The organism is Paraburkholderia rhynchosiae (genome assembly GCF_002879865.1).
Classification (GTDB): domain Bacteria; phylum Pseudomonadota; class Gammaproteobacteria; order Burkholderiales; family Burkholderiaceae; genus Paraburkholderia; species Paraburkholderia rhynchosiae.
The window spans coordinates 57080-77453 of the sequence record NZ_PNXY01000016.1 but is presented as its reverse complement, the minus strand read 5'-3'; the positions used below and the strand labels follow the sequence as shown (position 1 = coordinate 77453).

Here is a 20374-nt window from a genome sequence, read left to right as displayed (position 1 = left end):
GGGTGAAGGAGGTTCAGCGGTTCACGGTTTTAGCGGGCACCAGGAAGACAAGGCAGGCACCGAGCGTGATAGCGGTCGAGATGAAGATCAGCCCCGCTGTTGACTTACCTGTCAGGTCGTTCAGCCAGCCCACGATCGCTGGAGAAAAGAAGCCGGCGAGATTGGCGACGCAGTTCACGGCAGCTATTCCGACTCCGCAGACATGCCGCCTAGCAAGGCTGTCGGCAACGACCAGAACTGCGACGACGAGGCGAGGATGCCTGCTGCCGCGATACTCAAACAGACGATCGAGGCGGGGATGCTGCCGAGCGTGGGCAATACGGCGAAGCCCGCGGCGGCGACCAGCATGGGAATCGCCAGGTGCAGCCGGCGCTCGCGGCGACGGTCAGCGCTCATGCCGATCAAGGGCAGCGCGATGATGGCGCACCGATACGGGATCGCAGTGAACAGTCCCACCCACAGCGGATCGGCAACGCCGGACTTGCGGATGATCGTCGGCAGCCAGAACGTCAGACCGTACTGGCCGAGCACGATGCAGAAGTAGATCGCGGCCATAAGCCACAAGCGACGGTCCCCAATGAACGATCTGACCGAGATGTGGGCGGTCTTATGCGCGTTATCGCTCGCGACATTGCGTGCGCGACATTGCGTGCGAGCAGGGTCTTTTCCGATTCGGTGAGCCACTTTGCCTTGACAATGCTGTCATCGAGATACAGCAGGATCGCTATACCGAGCACGAGCGAGGGCAGCGCTTCGAGCAGGAACAGCCATTTCCAGCCGGCCATATTCAGCGTGCCATGCAGCGAGTGCAAAATCCAGCCCGCAAGCGGCCGCCGATTATGCCGGCCAGCGGAATTGCCATAAAAAACAGCGAGAGCGCCTTCGCTCGGCGAGCAGCCGGAAACCAGTAGGTCAGATAGAGAATTACGCCAGGTGCGAAGCCCGCTTCAGCGACGCCCAGCAGAAATCGCAACACGTAGAACGCCGTCGGTGATTACACAAAAACGAAGCTCGCGGAAATCACCGCCCACGTGAGCATGATTCGCGCGAGCCATTTGCGCGCGCCGACACAGTGAAGGACGAGGTTGCTCGGCACATCGAACAGAAAATAGCCGAGAAAGAAGATGCCCGCGCCCATGCCGTAGACGGTCTCGCTAAAGCGCAGATCGTTGAGCATCTGAAGCTTCGCGAAGCCGACGTTGACCCGATCGAGATATGCGCCAAGGTAGCACAGCATGAGGAATGGGATAAGCCGACGGCTTACTTTCGCGTAGGTCTTCGATTCGAAGCTGGGCGAGTCGGCAAGGGGCAACACGCCGCCTTCGATGGGCGAAGCGGTATTCTTGGATTTCATGTTTTGTCTCCATCCACCGGCCCCGGGTTCGCCCGGGTACCTGCAATTCAGCGCCCTCTCTCGGGCGCACGCTGTCAGTCAATGAATAAGCATGGCGCCGTTCACGTCGAGTGTGATGCCGGTGAGATACGTTGACAGATCGCTCACCAGAAAGAGGCACGCGTTTGCGACATCGGCAGCATCGCCAAACCGGCCAAGCGGAATGCCTTTGATGATGTCCACGCGCATCTCCGCGGTGAGTTTGTCGCCGGTAATGTCGGTCTGGATCAGACCGGGCGTGATCGAGTTGATGCGAATGCTGTCGGGACCGAACTCTCGCGCCATCGCACGGGCGAGACCGATTACGCCGGCCTTCGCGGCGCTGTAATGGGGGCCGCCGAAAATACCACCGCCTCGTTGCGCGGACACCGACGACATGCACACGATGCTGCCACCCTTCTGCTCTTTCATCGCCGGCAATACGGCCTGCGACATGTAGAACGTGCCGCGCAGATTGCCGTCGACGATTGCGTCGAAGTCCTCGGCGGTGATGTCCAGCGTGCGCACTGGCTGCGTGATGCCGGCGTTGTTGATGAGGCCGTCAATGCGGCCGTATCGCTCGAGCGTCTCCTTCGCGCAGGTCGAGGATCACGATGCGCGCGCCTTGCTCGGTCAGTGCTTTGGCGGTGGCTTTGCCGATTCCGCGCGGTGAAGCCGCGCCCGTGACGATAACGACCTTGTTGTCGAGCAGCATGATTGTCTCCTGGGTGTTGATGTGATGGCGCAGTGTCCGGCACGCGGTCACTCGCATCAACACCGTGGCGCTCAACTATGCTTGAGAAATTTTCAGGTAACCGGCTGCCAGCCCGCGAGGCAGGCTGGGTCGCTCTGTCGACTCGCCGCAACAACCCGCATGCATGCGCGTACTGGAATACCCTGGTGCCGATTCGGCGCAGCCATTACGCCGCACGGTCCCCGTGACCGATTTCCCGCTCGATCCAGGCGATGAACCGCGCAACGCGTGGGAGCTCCGCGTTCTGGGGCGGATAGACCAGATGATGCGCGCCCACTTCGACAGAGTGCGAATCAGCGAATACCGGCACGAGCGCGCCTTCCCTGATCCGTACCGACGCGAGCATCAGGCTTTCAAGCGCAATGCCGAGGCCGAGTGCGGCAGTCTCGAGCGACATGTACGAGCTCGAAGGGTCTTGTGCGCAGCGGACACGCCGGTGCGTCCGAACCACTGCTTCCACTGGACGAGCTGCGTCTCCGAATAGATCAGACGATGCGCCAGAAGGTCTTGCGGCGTTCTGACCGGATGGCTTTCCAGATATCTCGTCGAGGCGAGCGGCGCGATGAATTCATTGCGCAGTGTCCTGACCTCGATATCGCGCCAGTTCGCATAGCCGTGCCGCATGTCGATGTCGTAGTAGCCACTGGTAAACGATACATCTTCATACGAGCAGGCCAGATTCAACTGGATATCGCCGTTGGCCTGCTGAAACGATTCGAGCCTGGGCAACAGCCACATGAGCCCGAAGCTGGGGCTGGAATGAACACGCAGGATATCGACGTCGGCGCGGCTCGATGCGCGCTCGGTCGCGCGGCTCAGATCAGCAAGAGAGCCCGTCACGTCCGACAGATAGCGCTCGCCTGTCGGTGTCAGGACGAGACCCCGGCCCGATCGATAGAAAAGTGGTTGGCCGACCGCAGAAGCGGTCAGACCAACTTCCTCGGATGCACGGCTGACACTCCTGGTTCGGGCCACGCTCTCGAAAGCGACGATAGCTTTCGCGGTGGGATGCGCATAGTGAAATTTATTTCAGTCGAAGTTGAATGAAACCGCCTTGTTAGCACGCCATGCGCACTGCCATTCTGTGGGCAAGCCGCTTATCCCGGGCCCGTGAAGTTTGCTGATGCTGACCGCGCCAATGCACGGGCAGGACTGCGGTAAACAATAGACATATATTGCGCAGCGCAACAACTGCGCAGGAGACAGCGATGAATTATCCGTCCTTTCTGCTGACGGGACGTTCGATCGTCAAAAGCTTCGGACCTACGAGCGTGTTGAAGGCTTTTAATATCTCAATCGCCGCAGGCGAAGTGCACGCGTTTCTGGGCGGCAACGGCGCAGGCAAATCGACGCTCATCAAAATCATCTCCGGCCAGTTCGACCGCGACGGCGGCTCGCTCGAATTCGACGGACAGGACATCGGCGCATCCGTGGGCGCCCATGTCGCCGCCGGCACCATTGCCGTGGTCAATCAGGAACTGGCGCTGCTGCCGCATCTATCCGTCGCCGAAAACATCGCGATGCCGCGCTTACGGCGCGGGTCCGCCCGCTACAGCGAACGGGCTTCGATGGCCATCGCCATCGAAGCGCTCTCGCTGATCGATCCTCACTTCGCGCGCGAATTGGCAGGACGGCTCGTCAGCGGTCTGACCCTGCATGAGCGCCAACTGGTGGAGATCGCGCGCGCGCTCGGCTCAGGGGCGAAGTTGTTGCTGCTCGACGAACCGACCGCCAATCTGACTGCGGCGGAAACGGGCCGCCTCTTTGCTGTGATACGCCGGCTGATCGCCGACACGCGGCTCGCTGTACTGTTCGTCTCGCACCGGATGCGCGAGATCCGCCAGATCGCCGATGTCTGCACGATCATCCGCGATGGCAAGACAGCGGTCGACCGAGCGGCGCTCGACGCGATCACGGACCGTGAAATCATTGAATGCATGGGGCAAAGCGTTGTGGTCGACGAAGCGGCGGAAAGGGTAGCGGAGTCGGCGCAGTTGACACAGGCCGCGCCGCTCGCCGACCGCGAAGCTCACGATGGCGCCAAGGTTCAGTCCGCCGGCGTGCTTCGCATCGAGCGTGATGGCGTGGCGATCGAGGTTCCCCAAGGCGCGATTGTCGGTCTCGCTGGCGCACCTGTCGGCCCATCGTCGCTTATCGATGCGCTAACCGGTATCGCACCCGCCGGAGCGTGGGCCATCACGCGTGACGGCAGCCGCGTAAGCTACGCTCACCCCTCCGCCGGCGCACGCGACGGCGTCGGCTTTGTCTCCGGCGACCGCTCCAACAAAGGCATCCTCGCCACCCTGCCAATCGTTGACAACCTCGTTGCCGCTGCGCGTGTCGTCGGGCGGCGCCATGTCGTGGATCGCGCGGAGACCGAACAAAGCATCCAACTACTTGAAGCACTGAAAATCCGCGCCGCTTCGCTGTGGGACTTGCCCGCGACGCTCAGCGGCGGCACCCAGCAGAAACTGCTGGTGGCCCGCTGGCTATTGCTGCGACCCAGGCTGCTGGTGCTCGAAGAACCGACACGCGGCGTGGACATCCGCACGAAGCGGGAAATCTACGCGCTGATCCGCAAGATGGCGCAGCAGGGCACGACGATTGTCTGGTGGTCGACCGAATACATCGAGCTCGTCGAGTTGTGCGACACGGTGCTGGCTTTCGACCTCGACGGTAAGCCAACCGAAGTATTGCGCCACTCCGACGTGAATGAAACGCAACTGGCCGCCGCAACCGGCATGGCCGCCTAGACCGCCTGGCAAAACGATATTTATCTGGAGACAGTCATGAAATCAGTCACCCACGCGATCGCGGGCGAGCATCGCCAGCCCGATGGCGCATTACGCCGCTTGCTCTCGACTTATCGCACGGAAATTGCCATTGCAATCGCCATCATCGTCATCGAGCTGGCGGTTGGCATGATCGTGCCCGCAGCGCTGTCCGGCGGCAACATTTCCAATGTGACGCAAGCGGCCGCGCCGCTCGTAATCATGGCGTTCGGCGTACTGCTCGTGATTATTACAGGCGGGATCGATCTGTCCGTTGGCTCGGTGTTTTCGCTGACCGGCATGGTCACGGGCCTTGCCATGGTGCACGGTTATGGCGCAATCGTCAGCAGCCTCGCGGGATTGTCGGTCGGGGTCGTGATCGGTGCACTCAACGGTGCGCTCGTGACCTTCGTCGGGCTGGCGCCGTTCGTCGTGACTCTGAGTACGTACGCGATCGCGGGAAGCCTTTCGTTCATCGTTACGGACGGCCATTCCCTGCCCATTTCCGATCCCAACTACTACCTGCTGAATTCGGGAACGCTGATTCCCGGCCTGCCGAACTACGCTCTGTGGTGCGTGCTGCTGCTCGTCGCGATCGAGTACTGCCTGCGCAAGGTCGTCGCGGGGCGGTGGCTATATGCAATCGGCAGCAGCAGTTCGTCGGCCCGCGTGATCGGCATCCCGGTCAATCGCGTGCGGCTCGGCGCCTATCTGCTGTCGGGGCTGTTCGCTTCATTCGCGAGCATTGTCAGCGTGTCCTACATCAGCAATGCGGAAGCGACTGCGGGCTCGAGCCTGATGTTGCAGGCGATCGCGGCGGTCGTGATCGGCGGAGCGAGCCTCTTCGGCGGAACAGGCTCCGCGATCGGCGCGCTGCTTGGCGCACTCATGATCACCATCATTCAGAACGGCGCGAACCTCATCGGTGTCAACAGCTTCTGGCAAGGCACCGTCACAGGCGTCGTCATTCTCATTGCGGTCCTCGTCGACCGCGTTACCAAAGCCCGGCGTTAAGCACGGGTTAGCTCAGGAGACAGAGATGGACAAGCATACGTTGCACTCAGCCGGCAGGTTGTCAGACCGTCCGCTCGGACGGCTGGTCGCGGCATCGGCATTGGCGCTCAGCATGGCCTTCGCGTCGCAGACGTTGTTCGCGGCAGACAAGCAGACTGTCGCGTACATCGCGCCGTCACTGGATATTTCCTATTGGCAGTGGGTGGCCCACGGGGTGAAGCAACGGGCGAAGGAACTCGGCATGGATTACATCGAGTTCACCTCCGAGAATTCACCGGCCAAGCAGATGGACAACGTCCGCACGGCGATGACACGCGGTGTCAGCGCGATCGTCATGGGGCCGGTCAGTTCGACCAGCACGCCACCAGTGTTGCGTCTGTTGAAGTCGAAGTCTATCCCGGTCGCATTCACCGGCATCGGGCCGCAAGCCGGTCAAACCGACTATACGTCGGCGGTCACCGCCGACAACTACAATACCGGCAAGGCCGAGGGCACCTATGTCTGCAAGCTCGCGAAGGAGCGTGGCGGCAACAAGGTGGCGGTGCTGTCGCTGCCGCAGGATCGCGAGAACGCGCAGAAGTATTTGAAGGGCGCGCAGGAGTCGTTCAAGGCCGATGGCTGTGAAGTCGTACAGGTGTTAGAGACGCACGGCCTGACCGTCAACGAAGCGGTCACTCAGGCGAACGACGTGCTGACGGCGCATCCGGACGTCAAGGCAATCTACGGCATGTACGACGAGGCCGCTACCGGCGCCGCGAAGGCGTTGCAAACGCGCGGCATGGTGGGCAAGGTTGCCGTCGTAACCGCCGACGGCAGTCCGACGACGATTAAGCTGCTGCGCGATGGCGCGGTCCAAGGGATATTTCTGCAGGAGGCAGTCGGGCAGGGAATCGACGCGACCACGCAGGTCTTCAATGCGCTGAACCATAAGCCGACCACCCAGCAGCTGGCGCTCAAGGAGCCACTCGTTACGAAGGCAACGATCGATCAGCCGGAAGCACAGGCGACGGTAAAACGAGTCTATCCGCCGTCAGCGGGTAACTACTGATACTTCAGTGAGGTCGTGGCGTTGACGTTCGTACGCCGCGAGCGGCAACGCATTCCGGCTTACTCTAAACGGGAGACATCATGGACAATCTGCCGATCATCGACCCGCATCATCATCTCTACGATCTCAAAACCGGTAACTATCCCTGGCTGCAGGGGCCGATGCTGGAGCGCGTATTCGGTGACTATTCGGCCATTCGCCGCGACTATCTCATCGACGATTTCCTCGCCGACATCAGGAACCAGAACGTCGTGAAGTCGGTCCACCTGCAGGTCGAATATGACCACAACGATCCTGTCGCCGAGACGCGTTGGCTCCAGGGCGTCGCCGATGTTCACGGTTATCCGCACGGTATCGTCGCATTCGCGGACCTCGCCGCGCCGAACACGCAGGCTGTGATCGAGGAACACTGTCAGTTCGCCAACGTGCGGGGCATCCGTCAGTGTCTGAATTTCCACCGCGATCCGGTGAAGACGTTTATCGCTAACCCAAATCTGATGAGCGATCTGCAATGGCGTCGAGGCTATGCTTTGCTCAAGCGCTACGACCTGTCGTTCGACCTGCAGCTCTACTACACCCAGATGGAAGAGGCCTTATCTCTCGCACGGGAGTTTCCCGATACGCCGATGGTGCTCAACCACACCGGCATGCCAGTCGACCGGACACCGGAAGAGATCGAAGGCTGGAAGCAGGGCATGAAATCGCTCGCATCGGCTCCGAACGTTTTCTGCAAGATATCCGGGCTGGGCATGGGTGACTGGAAATGGACGGTGGATAGCATCCGGCCGTTCGTCCTGCACGCGATTGAAGCGTTCGGGTCAAACCGCTGTATGTTCGCGAGCAATTTCCCGGTCGACAAACTGTTTAGCAGCTATGACGCGGTTTTCAACGCATTCAAGGAAATTACGCAAGAATTTTCGTCCGACGAGCGGCGCGCGCTATTTCACGACAATGCGGAGCGGGTGTATAGGCTCTGACATCAGCGATACTGCGATCTGGTTCTCCACAGATGCAGCCCCGATGCGCGTTTGTCTTTTTGGCAATGACTGAGCGTTTTTCCGGCTTGCTGCGAAAAGCAACCTGCCGAGGGGGTACTTCGGGACATGCCCGACTTGCCGATGTGCCGCAATTGGGGTCGTGAACTGCCGTTCGCAGGCGCCCGGCGACAGTCTGTACCGGAGCGCGAAAAACCCTTCGGAACACTGCCCGGTCGCGGGTCAGCGGGAACACCCCGCTCGCGCAAATAAACCTGTAACTCCCGGCGTGCAGGTGCAATATGTCAGCGAGCGCTGTCATACAAGGCACAGATGGCATTTTCCATTTCAAATAAAGTCGTAACCTCCGGGACGGAGATGGCCGGGCACAAGCGCTTCACCGTCGCCACCAACATTGCCGTCTACTTCTGCGACCCGCAACATCCCTGGCAGCGTGGGTCGAATGAGAACACGAATGGACTATTGAGGCAGTACTTCCCGAAAGGTACCGATCTGTCAGTGCATTCGCAGGCCAAACTCAACGCTGTGGCAAGACGACTGAACGAGCGTCCAAGAAAGACACTGGACTACGAGACGCCCGCCGAACGATTCCAGCAAACTATTGCATCCGCCGGTCGAATCCGCCCTCCTTGGTCAAACCATCACTTCGCCCAGCCGGACGAAAGCCGATAACACTCAATGGAACGCGGCTGCGCCGGGTTGCGTCGCTGATGGTTCACCCTTTATGAACGCATAAAAAATCTGAACATCCCCTGACTTCCCTGCGGCACGTGTGGACGCAGGGGAACCGTAACCTGAAACATCCATCACTGTATCGTTGACCCAGTGTTGCGTTTGCGCAGAAAACGTCACAATTTCAAGCGACCGCAAATGAGTACATAAAAAAGTACGTTTTAAGGGGACTTTGAAAACAAATCGTTAAAAAATCAAGGTATTACAAGACAAATGCGAGTCCTCTCCTGGAGTCCAAAATCAAATGAGGAAGTACAGAGAAGGCTGAGCACCTCATAACCCATTGATTCGATAGCTTTCTCCCAATTACCACTCGATCCGGAATCTCGCATCGCAGAGCAAGTGATAACCGCGACCGGAAGCGTCGACGGCAAGCATCGCGTCGGCGCGTCGCAATGCTCCGTCAACTGGCGCGCTCTCCCCCCGGGACCGGCTGAACCAGGCTCCGCCGCGCCGCTGCCATGACCAGTGCGCTGATCGTCGCGAGCGGCTCGGGCTCCTGCGCCCAGTGATGCCAGTAAAGATCGATCATCAGGTCGTGCCCGGGTGCGAGCGCCACCAGTCTGCCGCCACGGATCAGCGGCTCGGCCTGCATGGCGGGGACCAGCCCGTAACCGAGGTCGTCCAGGATCGCATTGAGCAAGGCCGCCGGCGAAGGAAAATAGTGTCTGGGGTACCGGCCGACCGTCACCCCGAAATGCAACCCGAAAAACACATCGTGCAGGGTGTCCTTCCGGTCAAACAGGATGGCGGTGGCCTCGAGCACGCCCGGCAAGGTCAGGCCCCCAGCGAAATGCTCGCGGGCGAATCCGGGCGTGGCGACACACTGGTAGCGCATCTGTCCGACCGCCTCCGCCACAAAACGGTCGACAACCGGTTCCGGTTGCGTGGACAGAAAGCCCTTGACGTCGCCGCGCGCCAGCGCCTCGAGCGTATGGTCCTGATCGTCCACGACGATCTCGAGCGCCACATGGTGTTGCGCCAGCTCACGCGTGACCGGCTCAAACCAGGTGGCAACGGAATCGGCGTTAACGGCAAGGGCCAGCGCTGTTGTCGACGCCCTCCCCGGCGTGACACGCCGCAGCAGGTCATCTTCCTGCAGCCGGACGGTCATGAAATGACGAAAGACTTCTTCGCCCGCTTTCGTCGGCATCACCGCCGGTTCGCGGACCAGGAGTAGCGCCCCGATCGACTGTTCGAGCCGCTTCACGCGGCGCGTCGCTGCAGCAGAGGAGATGTTCAATGCAACCGCCGCCTGCGTGAAACTGCGATGTTCGACCACCGCGGCAAACGTCTCCAGCTCGACCATGTTCAACATCGCACCCACTTTCATGAAAACCCTTTCATCCACGTTCCGCAGCGATGTCTGGTGCGGAGGGACCTGAATAGAGATAGCCCTGAAGGCAGGTCGCCCCGCACTCCCGCGCCTGTTGCGCGTCGTCCTCAGTCTCGATGCCTTCGATGATGACGCTCGCCCCGTAAGTCTTCGCGAACTGGATAAGCGGACGCAGACCCAGGGGACTTCGGGTGCCGCCTTCCTGTCTCAGGCAACGCAGATCGATCTTGACGATATCGACGCCAAGCCCGATCAGGGCGATCAGATTGTTGTGGCCTTTGCCCAGGTCATCCAGTGCCATCTGGCAGCCCAGCGCCTGGAACGTCCTGACGAAGTTCCGTGCCTCTGTCGTCGAAGTCAATGCGGCTGTTTCCGTAATCTCGATCGTCAGCCTCGAAGCAAGGCATCGGTCTGCATGCAACTGTGAGGCGATCGGTGTCCACCACGCATCGAGTGTGGCGCTATGCCCGGACACATTACAGCCGAGTCGAAGCGCAGGATTGCGGCGCAATGCGGCGATCGTCGAGCCGACCACCCATTCGTCGAGCCGCCTCACCATTCCCAGGCGCTCAACGGCCCCCACGAGACTACCGATACGGATGCGCTGGCCGTTCCTTATCTCGCAAAGCAGTACCTCGTAGTACGTCACATCCTGCGAATCACCGGCGGCGCAGACGGGTTCCCGATCGAAATCGAGCCTTTTCTCCTCCAGTGCCGCGAAGACGGCAGCAGCCACCACCATATCGGCCCTGTACCGCTCACACCAGTGATGGCCCGCAGTCGCCAGGTTTGCCGCATCGATGAAATTTTGAAATGGTTGATACCCGGAGCGCATCGCTGACGCGCGTACCACAGGCATGATGGCCGCGTCTCCCAGTGGTACGGCGTGCGCGCCAAGTACCTTGACTACCCGGTGCTCGATGATGGGCCCGCATAACTCCACCGGTGTGTTGCCCTTGTAGGACAGCCAGGACAGGTCGAAGATAAAAACGATATGCGCACCGGTTGTTGCAACGGTAGCCCTCCCTGATCGTGAGAGCGCCCGGGCCCGCTCATATACAACATGCCGCACGGCAAGTGCGGTCGTCTCGCCATACACCTGCTCAATCTCGCGCAGATTTATGATCGTTGCGACGACGCAGAGCTCCCCGACCGATCCCGCAGACTCCGCCTGCGCGTCGGTTCGAGTGAACATCGACCACTGGTAAGAACGTGGACGATCTTCCGTCTGTCGCTGATCATCGAAACTCTCCTTGCACGCGTCGCCCTTACTATCACAGGCCGCCCGCCCGGCAGGCCGGATCGACGCGGATCTACTCAGCTCGTGAGCAGGATTTTCGGACGGCTCCATAGTCACCTCGGTATGCTAAACGTCCACAGTACCTTTCGCTGCACGCCGCGTAGCCACGCCTGGCGCGGAACACGCATTCACCGGTTCCCGGTCGACACGTGTTCGATGATCGCAGCGAACTGGCCACGCAACCACGAATCAGGACGTGGAAAAACTGACCACCATCAACGACGTTCACCCACAGCACACGAAGAAAGTCCCTGGAGCATGGTCGGTGGCACCGACCATGCTCCGAGTGTTCAGCCTGACGTCTGGTTTCACCGTCAGTCCCGCGCATACTAAACTTCAGCGATGCGCATCGCAGGCCTCTCTGGATCGGGTGGGAAAATGCACCATTTTCCGTTTTGGTGTCGAAAAAATAACATCGCCTTTGACCCGCTTCCATTGTCTGCGACGACGCACACATATCGCCCCCTGCTGGATCGTCCGTAATGGCTAACTCGAAATCCTCTCTTGGGGTCGGGGGCCAGCCAATCCTGAACCATACTTCTCAACGACATTCCTACAATCGCCATGAATTCCCCCATCCTTTGAAGGTTACAGCGGCGCCACTATGCTCGGCCGCACTGACCGATGCAACGCATACCGCAATCAGGCTACTTCTTCATTTCTCCATTCGATACGTACTGCTACCTATCGATCTATTATCGACAGCATTAACATTCTTATCATCCTTGCTCCACTGAGGTGTGTCTCGCATAGTAACGGGAGGATCAACGGAGGAAAGACCGGCCACCTTTCGACGGAGCCGCAAGATGGCATCTAACCCAAAGTCATGGACTTCCGGAACTCGGTCGCCCCGCCCTTCGGCGACAACCGAGGCGATGCGGAGGGCGTTTGCACGCTCGCGCATCAGCAAGTCGAGAGCTTCCACCAAAAATGCGCGTTCACTCGGGGATACGATTGCGCCAATCGTCTGGTCGTGGGCAGACATATCAGATCCTATTCGGACCACAAACCGTCCACGAAGCTCCCGAACGGCCCGCCATCCGTTAGCGAGCGGATCCTTGGTCACGCTTACATCGTACGCATTTGTGATCGAGAGACACGCCTCCCCAAACTAAGACGGAGAGCGGCATAGCCAACACGGTTCCGCAGGCGAGCCACCTTGAACCGTGTATCTGAAAAGGCGACATTTAACCTTCACAAGCGATGAGACGAAGACCATCGCCAGCGATCTGCCCAAAAACCGAGCTTCGCCAATTGTGAAGGAACCCCGTCTTTCTATGCTCTACTCGCCAATCGATAAGCAATAACGAGTTGACCAAACCATGAGAAGAGTTCTGGGCCGCCTGCGGATCTTAGTAAAATCCTGTCGGATTCGGATCATGGCTCACAATTACGTTCTTGATGTTTTGGTAGTGGTTTAGCATCATCTTGTGAGTCTCCCGTCCAATGCCCGACTTCTTGTAGCCGCCGAAGGCTGAGTGAGCAGGATAGAGGTGGTAGCAGTTGTTCCACACGCGACCAGCCTGGATGCCCTTACTCATACGGTGTGCAACCGAAATATCACGTGTCCATACCGCGGCAGCGAGACCATATTGCGTGTCGTTCGCAATATGCAACGCCTCTTCCTCGGTCTTGAAGGTCGTTACACCGGCAACCGGACCGAAAATCTCTTCTTGGAAGATGCGCATTTTGTTTTCGCCGCGGAAGATTGTCGGCTCAATGTACCAGCCTCCTTTCAGCTCGCCTGCAAGGTCCGAAGTCCGCCCCCCGCTGAGACATGTCGCACCTTCATCGAAGCCAATCTTGATGTACGACATGATCTTGTCGAACTGTTCCTTAGATGCTTGCGCACCGATCATTGTGGCCATGTCGAGCGGGTTACCGATCTTGATAGCTTTGATACGCTTGACCGCGCGTTCGATGAAACGTTCATACACTGACTCTTGCACCAGATACCGCGACGGACAGGTGCAGGCCTCACCCTGATTTAAGGTGAACATCGCAAAACTCTCAACAGCTTTCTCGAAGAGCGCATCGTCTTTGGCCGCAACGTCGTCGAAATAGATACTCGGCGACTTTCCGCCCAGCTCCAAAGTCACCGGGATCAAATTTTCCGCTGCATACCCCATGATCAATTGACCCGTCGTGGTCTCTCCTGTAAATGCAATCTTCGCGATTCGCGGACTGCTAGCCAGCGGCTTCCCGGCCTCAAGTCCGAAGCCATTCACAACGTTCAAAACGCCAGGGGGCAGAAGATCCTGAATTAGTTCGACCAACACCAAGATCGAAGCGGGCGTCTGCTCCGCCGGCTTCAGAACGATACAGTTGCCCGCGGCCAATGCGGGCGCGATCTTCCACGCCGCCATCAACAGCGGAAAGTTCCAGGGAATAATTTGACCGACCACTCCGAGAGGCTCTTTATAATGATAGGAATAGGTCGAATTATCGATCTCTGAAATTGTCCCCTCTTCCGTGCGGATGCAAGAGGCAAAATATCGGAAGTGGTCGATAGCAAGCGGAATATCACCAGAAATGGACTCGCGCAAAGGCTTGCCTTTGTCAACAGTTTCCGCTACTGCCAGCAGCTTCAGATTTTCTTCCATTCGGTCGGCGATCTTAAGCAAGATCGCAGCGCGTTCCGTCGGCGACGTTTTCGACCATGTAGCCTTTGCCGCGTGTGCAGCATCCAATGCTGCCTCGATGTCACTCGCGTTCGAACGAGGCACCTCGCAGAAAACCTGACCAGTGATCGGCGTCACGTTCTCGAAGTATTGACCGGAAAGCGGTTCTTGCCACTTCCCGCCGATGTAGTTTCCATAACGTTTCTTGAACGGATTTTGAACGCCCAGATTCGATGCTTCGATAAGATTCATGCTCATCTCCAAAATGTTCAATTTTCTGAAACGCAGTGTCGAGAAGACCGTGCTCATCTAAGGTTCGACCAGGCGCAGCAGGCTTTTTTACTATGTTAATGACAGTTGCGGCAGTGGCCGCCTCTTCCGTCTATTGCAGGTTACTAAGCGTCTTCGGCACGCACTAGGACTTTTCAGCCATTTCTACGTTGACGGTTAGAGCGACCTTCCTTCGGCACAATGGATTGAAGCGACGGGCCTGCCGATCCAGCAAGTCGATCTTCCGGGCATGTCTTTTCGGGTAGTGGACTTTGCGTCCGGCTAACGGCGCTCGTACACCGTTAATAGCGGTAGGCCCGATCGTCTATCGGTCCCATTAAAGTCAGGCTTTGAGCGCTATTCCATTAATGAACGTCGATGCGCAAGCAGCGCCATCAGTCGGCGATCTCGCCAGCGACTGCGTTCCTCGATTCGATCACGCGAAAGCACGGTGCGACGCTCGGCATCAAGTTCGTCGAGCGTCTCTGCGCCCCAATCAAACGGCATACGCGTTGCTGCGATGTTGCGGTAAGTGTCTCTGTAGCGGGACGCGTAGTCAGGCACGCCGCCCGGCGCGTTAAGGTCGATGGTCTCGAACGGTCCCATGAACGACCAGCGCATCGCGAGACCGTCGCGCATCACGGTGTCAAGATCTGCTGCGGTGGTATAGCCCTGTTCATAGAGGCTTAGCGCTTCGTCGAGCACGGCTCCTTGCAGACGGTTGAGTAAAAATCCCGCGATTTCTCGCCGGAGAATTACGGGCTTTTGCCCGGCCTGCTCGTAAAATTCGCGAGCACGCTCTAGTGCTTCCGGGGAAGTCCACGGTGCACCGCACAGCTCTACAAGTGGCACCAGCGACGGCGGATTCACTGGATGCCCAACGAAGCAGCGAGCGCGACCATGCAGCTCCTTTGTGAACGTCGATGCCGGCAAGCCGGACGTCGAACTGGCAAGCAGCGCGTCGGGCTCGACCAGTCGATCTAAATCGGCGAACAACGTACGCTTTGCTTCAACGACCTCGGCGATATTCTCTTGCACGAGCGCGGCATCCGCGACGGCTTCCTCGAGGGTGCTGCATGCGGTGATGCGCGCGACGATCGCATCCACAGGTTCGTCTACAAGGCCAAACGACGCGAGATCTTCTACACTCTGACGAATGGCGGGAAGCGCACCCTTTAGCATGTCCTCGCAGGCATCGTAAATTCTTACCGTGGCGCCGCTGCGCGCAAATACGATTGCCCACGCGCGCCCGATACGCCCCGCGCCGATTACTGCTGTTGTCTTTGTTTGCATGAGACTCATCCTGACTAGTTTGACTCCGCCTGCCACATGCGGCCGGACGCGCAGACCGCCATTCACTTGGTTCCACTGCGACCCACCTGTGATGCAGTCGATGGCGCGCCCCTGAAACTAGGACGCCAGATATCATCACCGCCCTATCCAACATCGCGCCATGCGAAGTTCTCACTGGGCGCAGCGATACGTTTTCGCGGGAGCGGGAGCGGCTGCGCTTCAACGATGAAAGCTGTTGCTTTTCCCCTCACAGACACATCGACCCAGGAAAGCGGTTGCCCGGGTATCCCGCTTTAGCGACCGCCGGCCGCTGAAGCGGTTGGTGGCTCTTCCTTAAACCCCTCCAGTCATGAAGCGATATATAGGCCACCATTGATGTGGATGGTTTCGCCTGTCAGAAAACTCGCGCCATCGCTGCACAAGAAAGAGACCACGGTGGCTACTTCGCGCGGATCACCCATTCGCCGGAGCAGCGTGCTGGCGAGCCATGCATCGCCGTCGCTATCCATGATCGCGCGGACCATCGGGGTATCGATGATGCCCGGCGACACGGAGTTCACGCGTGTACGCGGTGCCAGTTCTTTAGCGAGGCTGCGCGCAAAAGAGAGCACACCGCCTTTGGCCGCGCCGTAATGCGAATGCCAGATAACGCCGGCGTGGCCCGCGAGCGAGGCGACATGCACCATTGCACTGTTGTCACGTAGATACGGCATGACGGCTCGCGAAATATAAAACGTGCCGTCGAGATTGATCGCAATGATGTCGCGCCACTCTTCGTCCGTCATGTCGCGCGTGGGGCTCCTCGGAAAGTGCCCCGCAGCCGTTACCAGAAAATCTATTCCACCGAAGCGCTCGTTGCACAGCCGGGCCGCCGCGTCGGCATTCGCCGATTCGGTGACGTCCACTTTCGCGACGACGATGCGCTCGCCCGACGGGTCGAGTTCCTGAGCGAAGTCACCCAATGCCTTCTCGTTAAGGTCCGTAAGAACCATGTTTGCGCCGCACGCGTAGAACTCCGCTGCGATGGCGCGCGAAATACCGCCATTCGCACCAGTCATCAGCAAGGAACGCCCTTTGAAGTCATACATTGTCCGTCTCCTTAATAGGGTTCACCACGACGTGTAACCGCCGTCTACCGAGAGAATCGTGCCAGTGCAATAACTCGCTGCATCGCTCGCGAGGAATAGGACCGTGCTTGCGATCTCGTGGGTCTGGGCAAGCCGGCCCATCGGCGTCATCTCTTTCCAGCAAGCAATCCAGTCCGGATTGCTATCGTACAGAGGCCTAACCATCTCTGTCTCGACATAGCCCGGTGCGACCGCGTTGACGCGCACGCCAGTCTTCGCGAGCGCGCAGGCCATCGCCTTCGTCGTCATGTGAATCGCGCCCTTGCTCGCCATATACGGAATTGGGTTGTGCGGCTTGGTCACAATGTATCCGCACATCGAGCCGATATTGACGATGCTGCCTGCCCCGCGCTTCACCATATGGCGGCCGAATTCTCGGCCACACCAGAACGCAGCGTCAGAATTGACCTGCATCGTGCGAGTCCAGACGTCGTCGGGGGTATCGAAGAAATCGGTGACTAACGCGATGCCTGCATTGTTGATGAGAATGTCTACGGCGCTTTCGTCGTTCAACTGACGTGCTAGCTCGGCGACAGCATTTGGCTGCGTGACATCGATCTGGCACGCTGTCGCGTCGATGCCCAGGCTCTTGAGCGTTTCCTCGGCGGTGATGCCAGTGTCGGGATCCAGCTCGGCGATGACGACGCTCGCGCCCGCCTCGCCCAGCGCCTTGGATATCTCAAGCCCGATGCCGCGCCCCCCGCCGGTCACAACAGCCCGTCGGCCTTTCAAACCAAACTTGTCTAAATACATGTTTCATGTCTCCCTTTTGTGTAAATAACATTGCGACGCTGACGAACCTCATGAAAGATGATGCACATCTTCGATGCCGTACACCGGCGTGGCGATGCCTTCCATCCGCGCCTTCAGCTGAATGGCAAGGTATTTGGAGTAATGTCGTGACTGATGCAGGTTACCTCCGTGAAACCAAAGGGCTTCCTGCATTGTCGGCTTCCACATATTGCGCAACTCGCCTTCCCAAGGCCCAGGATCACGAGTGGTGTCGGAGCCCAGTCCCCACACCTTGCCGACATTGTCGGCTACCTCCTGCGAGATGAGATCGGCGGCCCATGCGTTCATGGAGCCGTAACCGGTCGCGTAGACGATCAGGTCCGCTTCGAGTTCGCTGCCGTCGCTGAACTCCACCGAATGCTCTTTGATCTGCTTAATGCTTACTCCCGACTTGAGTTTGATCTTGCCGTCAGCGATGAGCTGCGACGCGCCAACATCAATGTAATAACCCGAGCCGCGTCGGAGATACTTCATAAATAGTCCCGAATCATCCTCGCCAAAATCGAGCATGAAGCCGGCGTCTTCGAGTGAGCGATAAAACGCCTCGTCTTCCGCACGGATGCGTTGTGTAACCGGTTTGTGCATTTCGCTCAGCAACCGATATGGAATCGACGCGAAAATGAGATCGGCTTTCTCAACGCCTATGCCACGCTGAACTGCGCTTTCCGAGTAAAGTGGCTCAAGTGCGTGCTTTATCTGGGTAGCCGAGCGGACGACGAGGGTGCTAGAGCGTTGTACCATCGTGACATCGGCACCTTCTTCCCAGAGCGCAGCGCAGATGTCGTGCGACGAATTGTTGGAACCGACAACGATTGCCTTCTTGCCGCTCCAACCTTCCGCCCCGGCGTGCTGCGAGGAATGCTGCTGCACGCCCTTGAACACTTCCTGCCCTGGATAAACCGGCATATTTGGCTTGCCGGACACGCCTGTCGCAAGTACGAGTTGCTTCGGACGCAGCGTGACTGTCTCGCCGTTACGATCTACGACAACAGTCCATTCCCGCGTGGCATCGTCGTAGGAAGCCGAGCGGGCGGTCGTTGACCCCCAGAAATTCAGCTCCATGATGTTCGCGTACATTTCAAGAAAGTCGCCGATTTTGTCTTTTGGGGTGAATACCGGCCACGTCTTCGGAAACTCGATGTACGGCATATGGTCGTACCACACCGGATCGTGCAAACAGAGCGACTTGTACCGTTTTCTCCATGAGTCGCCGGGTTTTTCGTTGCGCTCGATGATGAGGGTCGGTACGCCGAGATGCCGCAGCCGCGCCGCGAGCGCCAGCCCGCCTTGGCCACCCCCGACAATCAGGGTGTATGGCTGCTTCGAAACGCCAAGTTCATCGATTTCCTTCTGCCGCTTCTCGCGCCAAGTTTGCCGATCCTCGCGTGTGCCGTGCTCAGCGCCGCTAGGCCGGCGCGTGCCGGATGCTTCCTCATGTCCCTTCAATTCGTTGACCAGCGTCAGCAGCGTCCAGGCCTTGCCATCTTTTAGCCGCACATGGCCAATGCAACGCGCCACCGACGTCTCGAAGGTTAGCCATGACTCGATTACGCCGTCCGCTTCGATTGGATCCTCGCTCGCCGTAAAGGCGTGAGGCCGCGCAGTGCCAAGCGTTGCAGTCAGCATCTCTTCGACGGCAGGCCGTCCTTCGACGGTCTTGATGTTCCACGTGAGCGCGAGCATGTCGCGCCAGAAGCAATGCTCAGTAAATAGACCCGCCACTCCAGCGGCATTCCCAGCGGCGAGTGCATCGTTGAATTCATTCAGCCATGCGCTCAGGGCGACGTGCGCCCGCTCGAGTGACGTCGATGGTTCGAAGTCGGTTACTGCGTTCATATCATCTCCTCCTCATAGAACTAAAAATAAATCTAACCGACCACCGAGTTCTCTGCATCGCCGACGATGGATCGCTTGAGCGGCGCCGCGTTTTGCTGATCGGCCGCTCTTGCGAGGGCGAGCCGCCGGTTGCGGCGCAGGATCAGCACGCGCGCAAGCGTCACCGCGCCCACCAGCACCACGCCGTTGAAGACGGGCTGCACGTAGGAATCCGCGCCAAGCATGAAGAGGCCCGTGGTTCCCGTGCCGACGAGATAGACTGCGAGGAAAGCGCCCCAGACGTTGTAGAAACCAAGTCGGAACGAAGTGGCGCTTAGAAAGGCCGCGGCGAACGCGGGCAGCAGGAACGCTTGCGCGGCGGTCGGGTGTCCGGCGCCGAGCCGCGACACCTGAATGAATCCCGCCAACGACGCGAGCGTGCTCGACACGACGAACGACATCGCGATATAGCGCGGCAGATTCACCCCGATAAGCTTCGCCGCGTCCGGACCACCGCCGACCGCGTAAAGCCGCCGTCCGACCGGGCGATAATTGAGGACGAACCACATTACCGCCGCGATCGCCAGTGCATAGAGAAACGGCAGCGGCACGAAGCCGAATAGCCGCGTCTGCCCGAGCGCGAGAAAACTAGGCGGGATCCCCTTGTAGATGACCTGCCCACCCGAATACACCAACACAATGCCGGAGAGCACGCTACCCACGCCAAGGCTCACGACCAGCGAATTAAGCTGAAGATAGCCGACCAGCACGCCCATCAGCAGGCCGATCAGCGCGCCAATTGCAAGTACCGCGACCAGCACGAGCGGCCACGGCCACTGATTGTTCGACTGCAGTCCCGCCGTGAACATCACGCCGAGACTTGCAACGAACCCCGGGGCGACATCGAACTGGCCAACAATCATCGGCACCATCACGCCGACGGCGATAAGGCTGAGAACGGCGCCGTCGCTCATGATCGAACCCGCGTTTTCCAGCGTGGCGAACGATTCGGGCCGAATGATGGAGAAGAAGCCGACCAGCACTAACAACGCAATCAGCAGGCTGTAGCGGCTGAGAAAAACGTTGACGCGACGCATGTTGATACCCTCCAGCAATAAAAATTGATTGTGGATC

Annotated in this window: 12 protein-coding genes and 4 pseudogenes; 5 read left to right on the top strand and 11 right to left on the bottom strand. The window is 59.0% G+C overall.

What is annotated here, in order from left to right:
* Window positions 1-13: 13 nt before the first annotated feature.
* The 3 pseudogenes from C0Z16_RS22020 to C0Z16_RS22010 all read right to left on the bottom strand — a co-directional run bounded on the left by C0Z16_RS22020 (window position 14) and on the right by C0Z16_RS22010 (window position 3101).
* Window positions 14-1354, bottom strand: a pseudogene (locus tag C0Z16_RS22020) (MFS transporter).
* Window positions 1355-1432: 78 nt separating this feature from the next.
* Window positions 1433-2087: pseudogene (locus tag C0Z16_RS22015) on the bottom strand (SDR family NAD(P)-dependent oxidoreductase).
* Between the two features lie 205 nt (window positions 2088-2292).
* Window positions 2293-3101, bottom strand: a pseudogene (locus C0Z16_RS22010) (LysR substrate-binding domain-containing protein).
* Between the two features lie 233 nt (window positions 3102-3334).
* On the opposite strand from C0Z16_RS22010, the gene C0Z16_RS22005 reads away from it, so the two are divergent.
* The 5 genes and pseudogenes from C0Z16_RS22005 to C0Z16_RS21985 all read left to right on the top strand — a co-directional run.
* Window positions 3335-4879, top strand: coding sequence for an ATP-binding cassette domain-containing protein (locus tag C0Z16_RS22005; RefSeq protein ID WP_102634200.1), 1545 nt, complete (start codon window positions 3335-3337; stop codon window positions 4877-4879).
* Window positions 4880-4915: 36 nt separating this feature from the next.
* The gene (locus C0Z16_RS22000) at window positions 4916-5911 is read left to right on the top strand and encodes an ABC transporter permease (RefSeq protein ID WP_102634199.1); all 996 of its coding nucleotides are present in this window, start codon (window positions 4916-4918) and stop codon (window positions 5909-5911) included.
* Between the two features lie 25 nt (window positions 5912-5936).
* Window positions 5937-6959, top strand: coding sequence for a substrate-binding domain-containing protein (locus C0Z16_RS21995; protein WP_167403550.1), 1023 nt, complete (start codon window positions 5937-5939; stop codon window positions 6957-6959).
* A gap of 89 nt (window positions 6960-7048) precedes the next feature.
* A complete protein-coding gene (locus C0Z16_RS21990) occupies window positions 7049-7936 on the top strand; it encodes an amidohydrolase family protein (protein WP_208638640.1) in 888 nt (295 codons plus the stop codon).
* Between the two features lie 366 nt (window positions 7937-8302).
* Window positions 8303-8626: pseudogene (locus tag C0Z16_RS21985) on the top strand (IS30 family transposase); the annotation flags it as partial.
* A gap of 463 nt (window positions 8627-9089) precedes the next feature.
* Here C0Z16_RS21985 and C0Z16_RS21980 read toward each other — a convergent pair.
* The 8 genes from C0Z16_RS21980 to C0Z16_RS21935 all read right to left on the bottom strand — a co-directional run bounded on the left by C0Z16_RS21980 (window position 9090) and on the right by C0Z16_RS21935 (window position 20337).
* Entirely contained in the window at window positions 9090-10019 is a 930-nt protein-coding gene (locus C0Z16_RS21980; protein WP_102634197.1) for an HTH-type transcriptional regulator ArgP, read from the bottom strand.
* A 10-nt stretch (window positions 10020-10029) separates the two neighbouring features.
* The gene (locus C0Z16_RS21975) at window positions 10030-11217 is read right to left on the bottom strand and encodes an EAL domain-containing protein (RefSeq protein WP_158244508.1); all 1188 of its coding nucleotides are present in this window, start codon (window positions 11215-11217) and stop codon (window positions 10030-10032) included.
* A 1457-nt stretch (window positions 11218-12674) separates the two neighbouring features.
* Window positions 12675-14195, bottom strand: a complete 1521-nt coding sequence (locus tag C0Z16_RS21960; protein ID WP_102634266.1) for an aldehyde dehydrogenase family protein — start codon at window positions 14193-14195, stop codon at window positions 12675-12677.
* A 375-nt stretch (window positions 14196-14570) separates the two neighbouring features.
* On the bottom strand, window positions 14571-15506 hold the full coding sequence (locus tag C0Z16_RS21955) for a 3-hydroxyacyl-CoA dehydrogenase (RefSeq protein ID WP_102634193.1): 936 nt from the start codon (window positions 15504-15506) through the stop codon (window positions 14571-14573).
* A 347-nt stretch (window positions 15507-15853) separates the two neighbouring features.
* A complete protein-coding gene (locus C0Z16_RS21950; RefSeq protein ID WP_102634192.1) occupies window positions 15854-16594 on the bottom strand; it encodes an SDR family NAD(P)-dependent oxidoreductase in 741 nt (246 codons plus the stop codon).
* A gap of 21 nt (window positions 16595-16615) precedes the next feature.
* Window positions 16616-17386: an SDR family NAD(P)-dependent oxidoreductase gene (locus C0Z16_RS21945; RefSeq protein ID WP_102634191.1), complete on the bottom strand. Its 771-nt coding sequence runs from the start codon at window positions 17384-17386 to the stop codon at window positions 16616-16618.
* Window positions 17387-17434: 48 nt separating this feature from the next.
* A complete protein-coding gene (locus tag C0Z16_RS21940) occupies window positions 17435-19261 on the bottom strand; it encodes an NAD(P)-binding domain-containing protein (protein ID WP_102634190.1) in 1827 nt (608 codons plus the stop codon).
* Window positions 19262-19293: 32 nt separating this feature from the next.
* A complete protein-coding gene (locus C0Z16_RS21935) occupies window positions 19294-20337 on the bottom strand; it encodes an ABC transporter permease (protein WP_102634189.1) in 1044 nt (347 codons plus the stop codon).
* Between the last annotated feature and the right edge of the window lie 37 nt (window positions 20338-20374).

Excerpts from the sequence above, each read along its gene's own strand:
- C0Z16_RS22005 (WP_102634200.1), top strand. The coding sequence starts at position 3,335 with ATGAATTATCCGTCCTTTCTGCTGACGGGACGTTCGATCGTCAAAAGC.
- C0Z16_RS22000 (WP_102634199.1), top strand. The coding sequence starts at position 4,916 with ATGAAATCAGTCACCCACGCGATCGCGGGCGAGCATCGCCAGCCCGAT.
- C0Z16_RS21995 (WP_167403550.1), top strand. The coding sequence starts at position 5,937 with ATGGACAAGCATACGTTGCACTCAGCCGGCAGGTTGTCAGACCGTCCG.
- C0Z16_RS21980 (WP_102634197.1), bottom strand. The coding sequence starts at position 10,019 with ATGAAAGTGGGTGCGATGTTGAACATGGTCGAGCTGGAGACGTTTGCC.
- C0Z16_RS21975 (WP_158244508.1), bottom strand. The coding sequence starts at position 11,217 with ATGTTCACTCGAACCGACGCGCAGGCGGAGTCTGCGGGATCGGTCGGG.
- C0Z16_RS21960 (WP_102634266.1), bottom strand. The coding sequence starts at position 14,195 with ATGAATCTTATCGAAGCATCGAATCTGGGCGTTCAAAATCCGTTCAAG.
- C0Z16_RS21955 (WP_102634193.1), bottom strand. The coding sequence starts at position 15,506 with ATGCAAACAAAGACAACAGCAGTAATCGGCGCGGGGCGTATCGGGCGC.
- C0Z16_RS21950 (WP_102634192.1), bottom strand. The coding sequence starts at position 16,594 with ATGTATGACTTCAAAGGGCGTTCCTTGCTGATGACTGGTGCGAATGGC.
- C0Z16_RS21945 (WP_102634191.1), bottom strand. The coding sequence starts at position 17,386 with ATGTATTTAGACAAGTTTGGTTTGAAAGGCCGACGGGCTGTTGTGACC.
- C0Z16_RS21940 (WP_102634190.1), bottom strand. The coding sequence starts at position 19,261 with ATGAACGCAGTAACCGACTTCGAACCATCGACGTCACTCGAGCGGGCG.
- C0Z16_RS21935 (WP_102634189.1), bottom strand. The coding sequence starts at position 20,337 with ATGCGTCGCGTCAACGTTTTTCTCAGCCGCTACAGCCTGCTGATTGCG.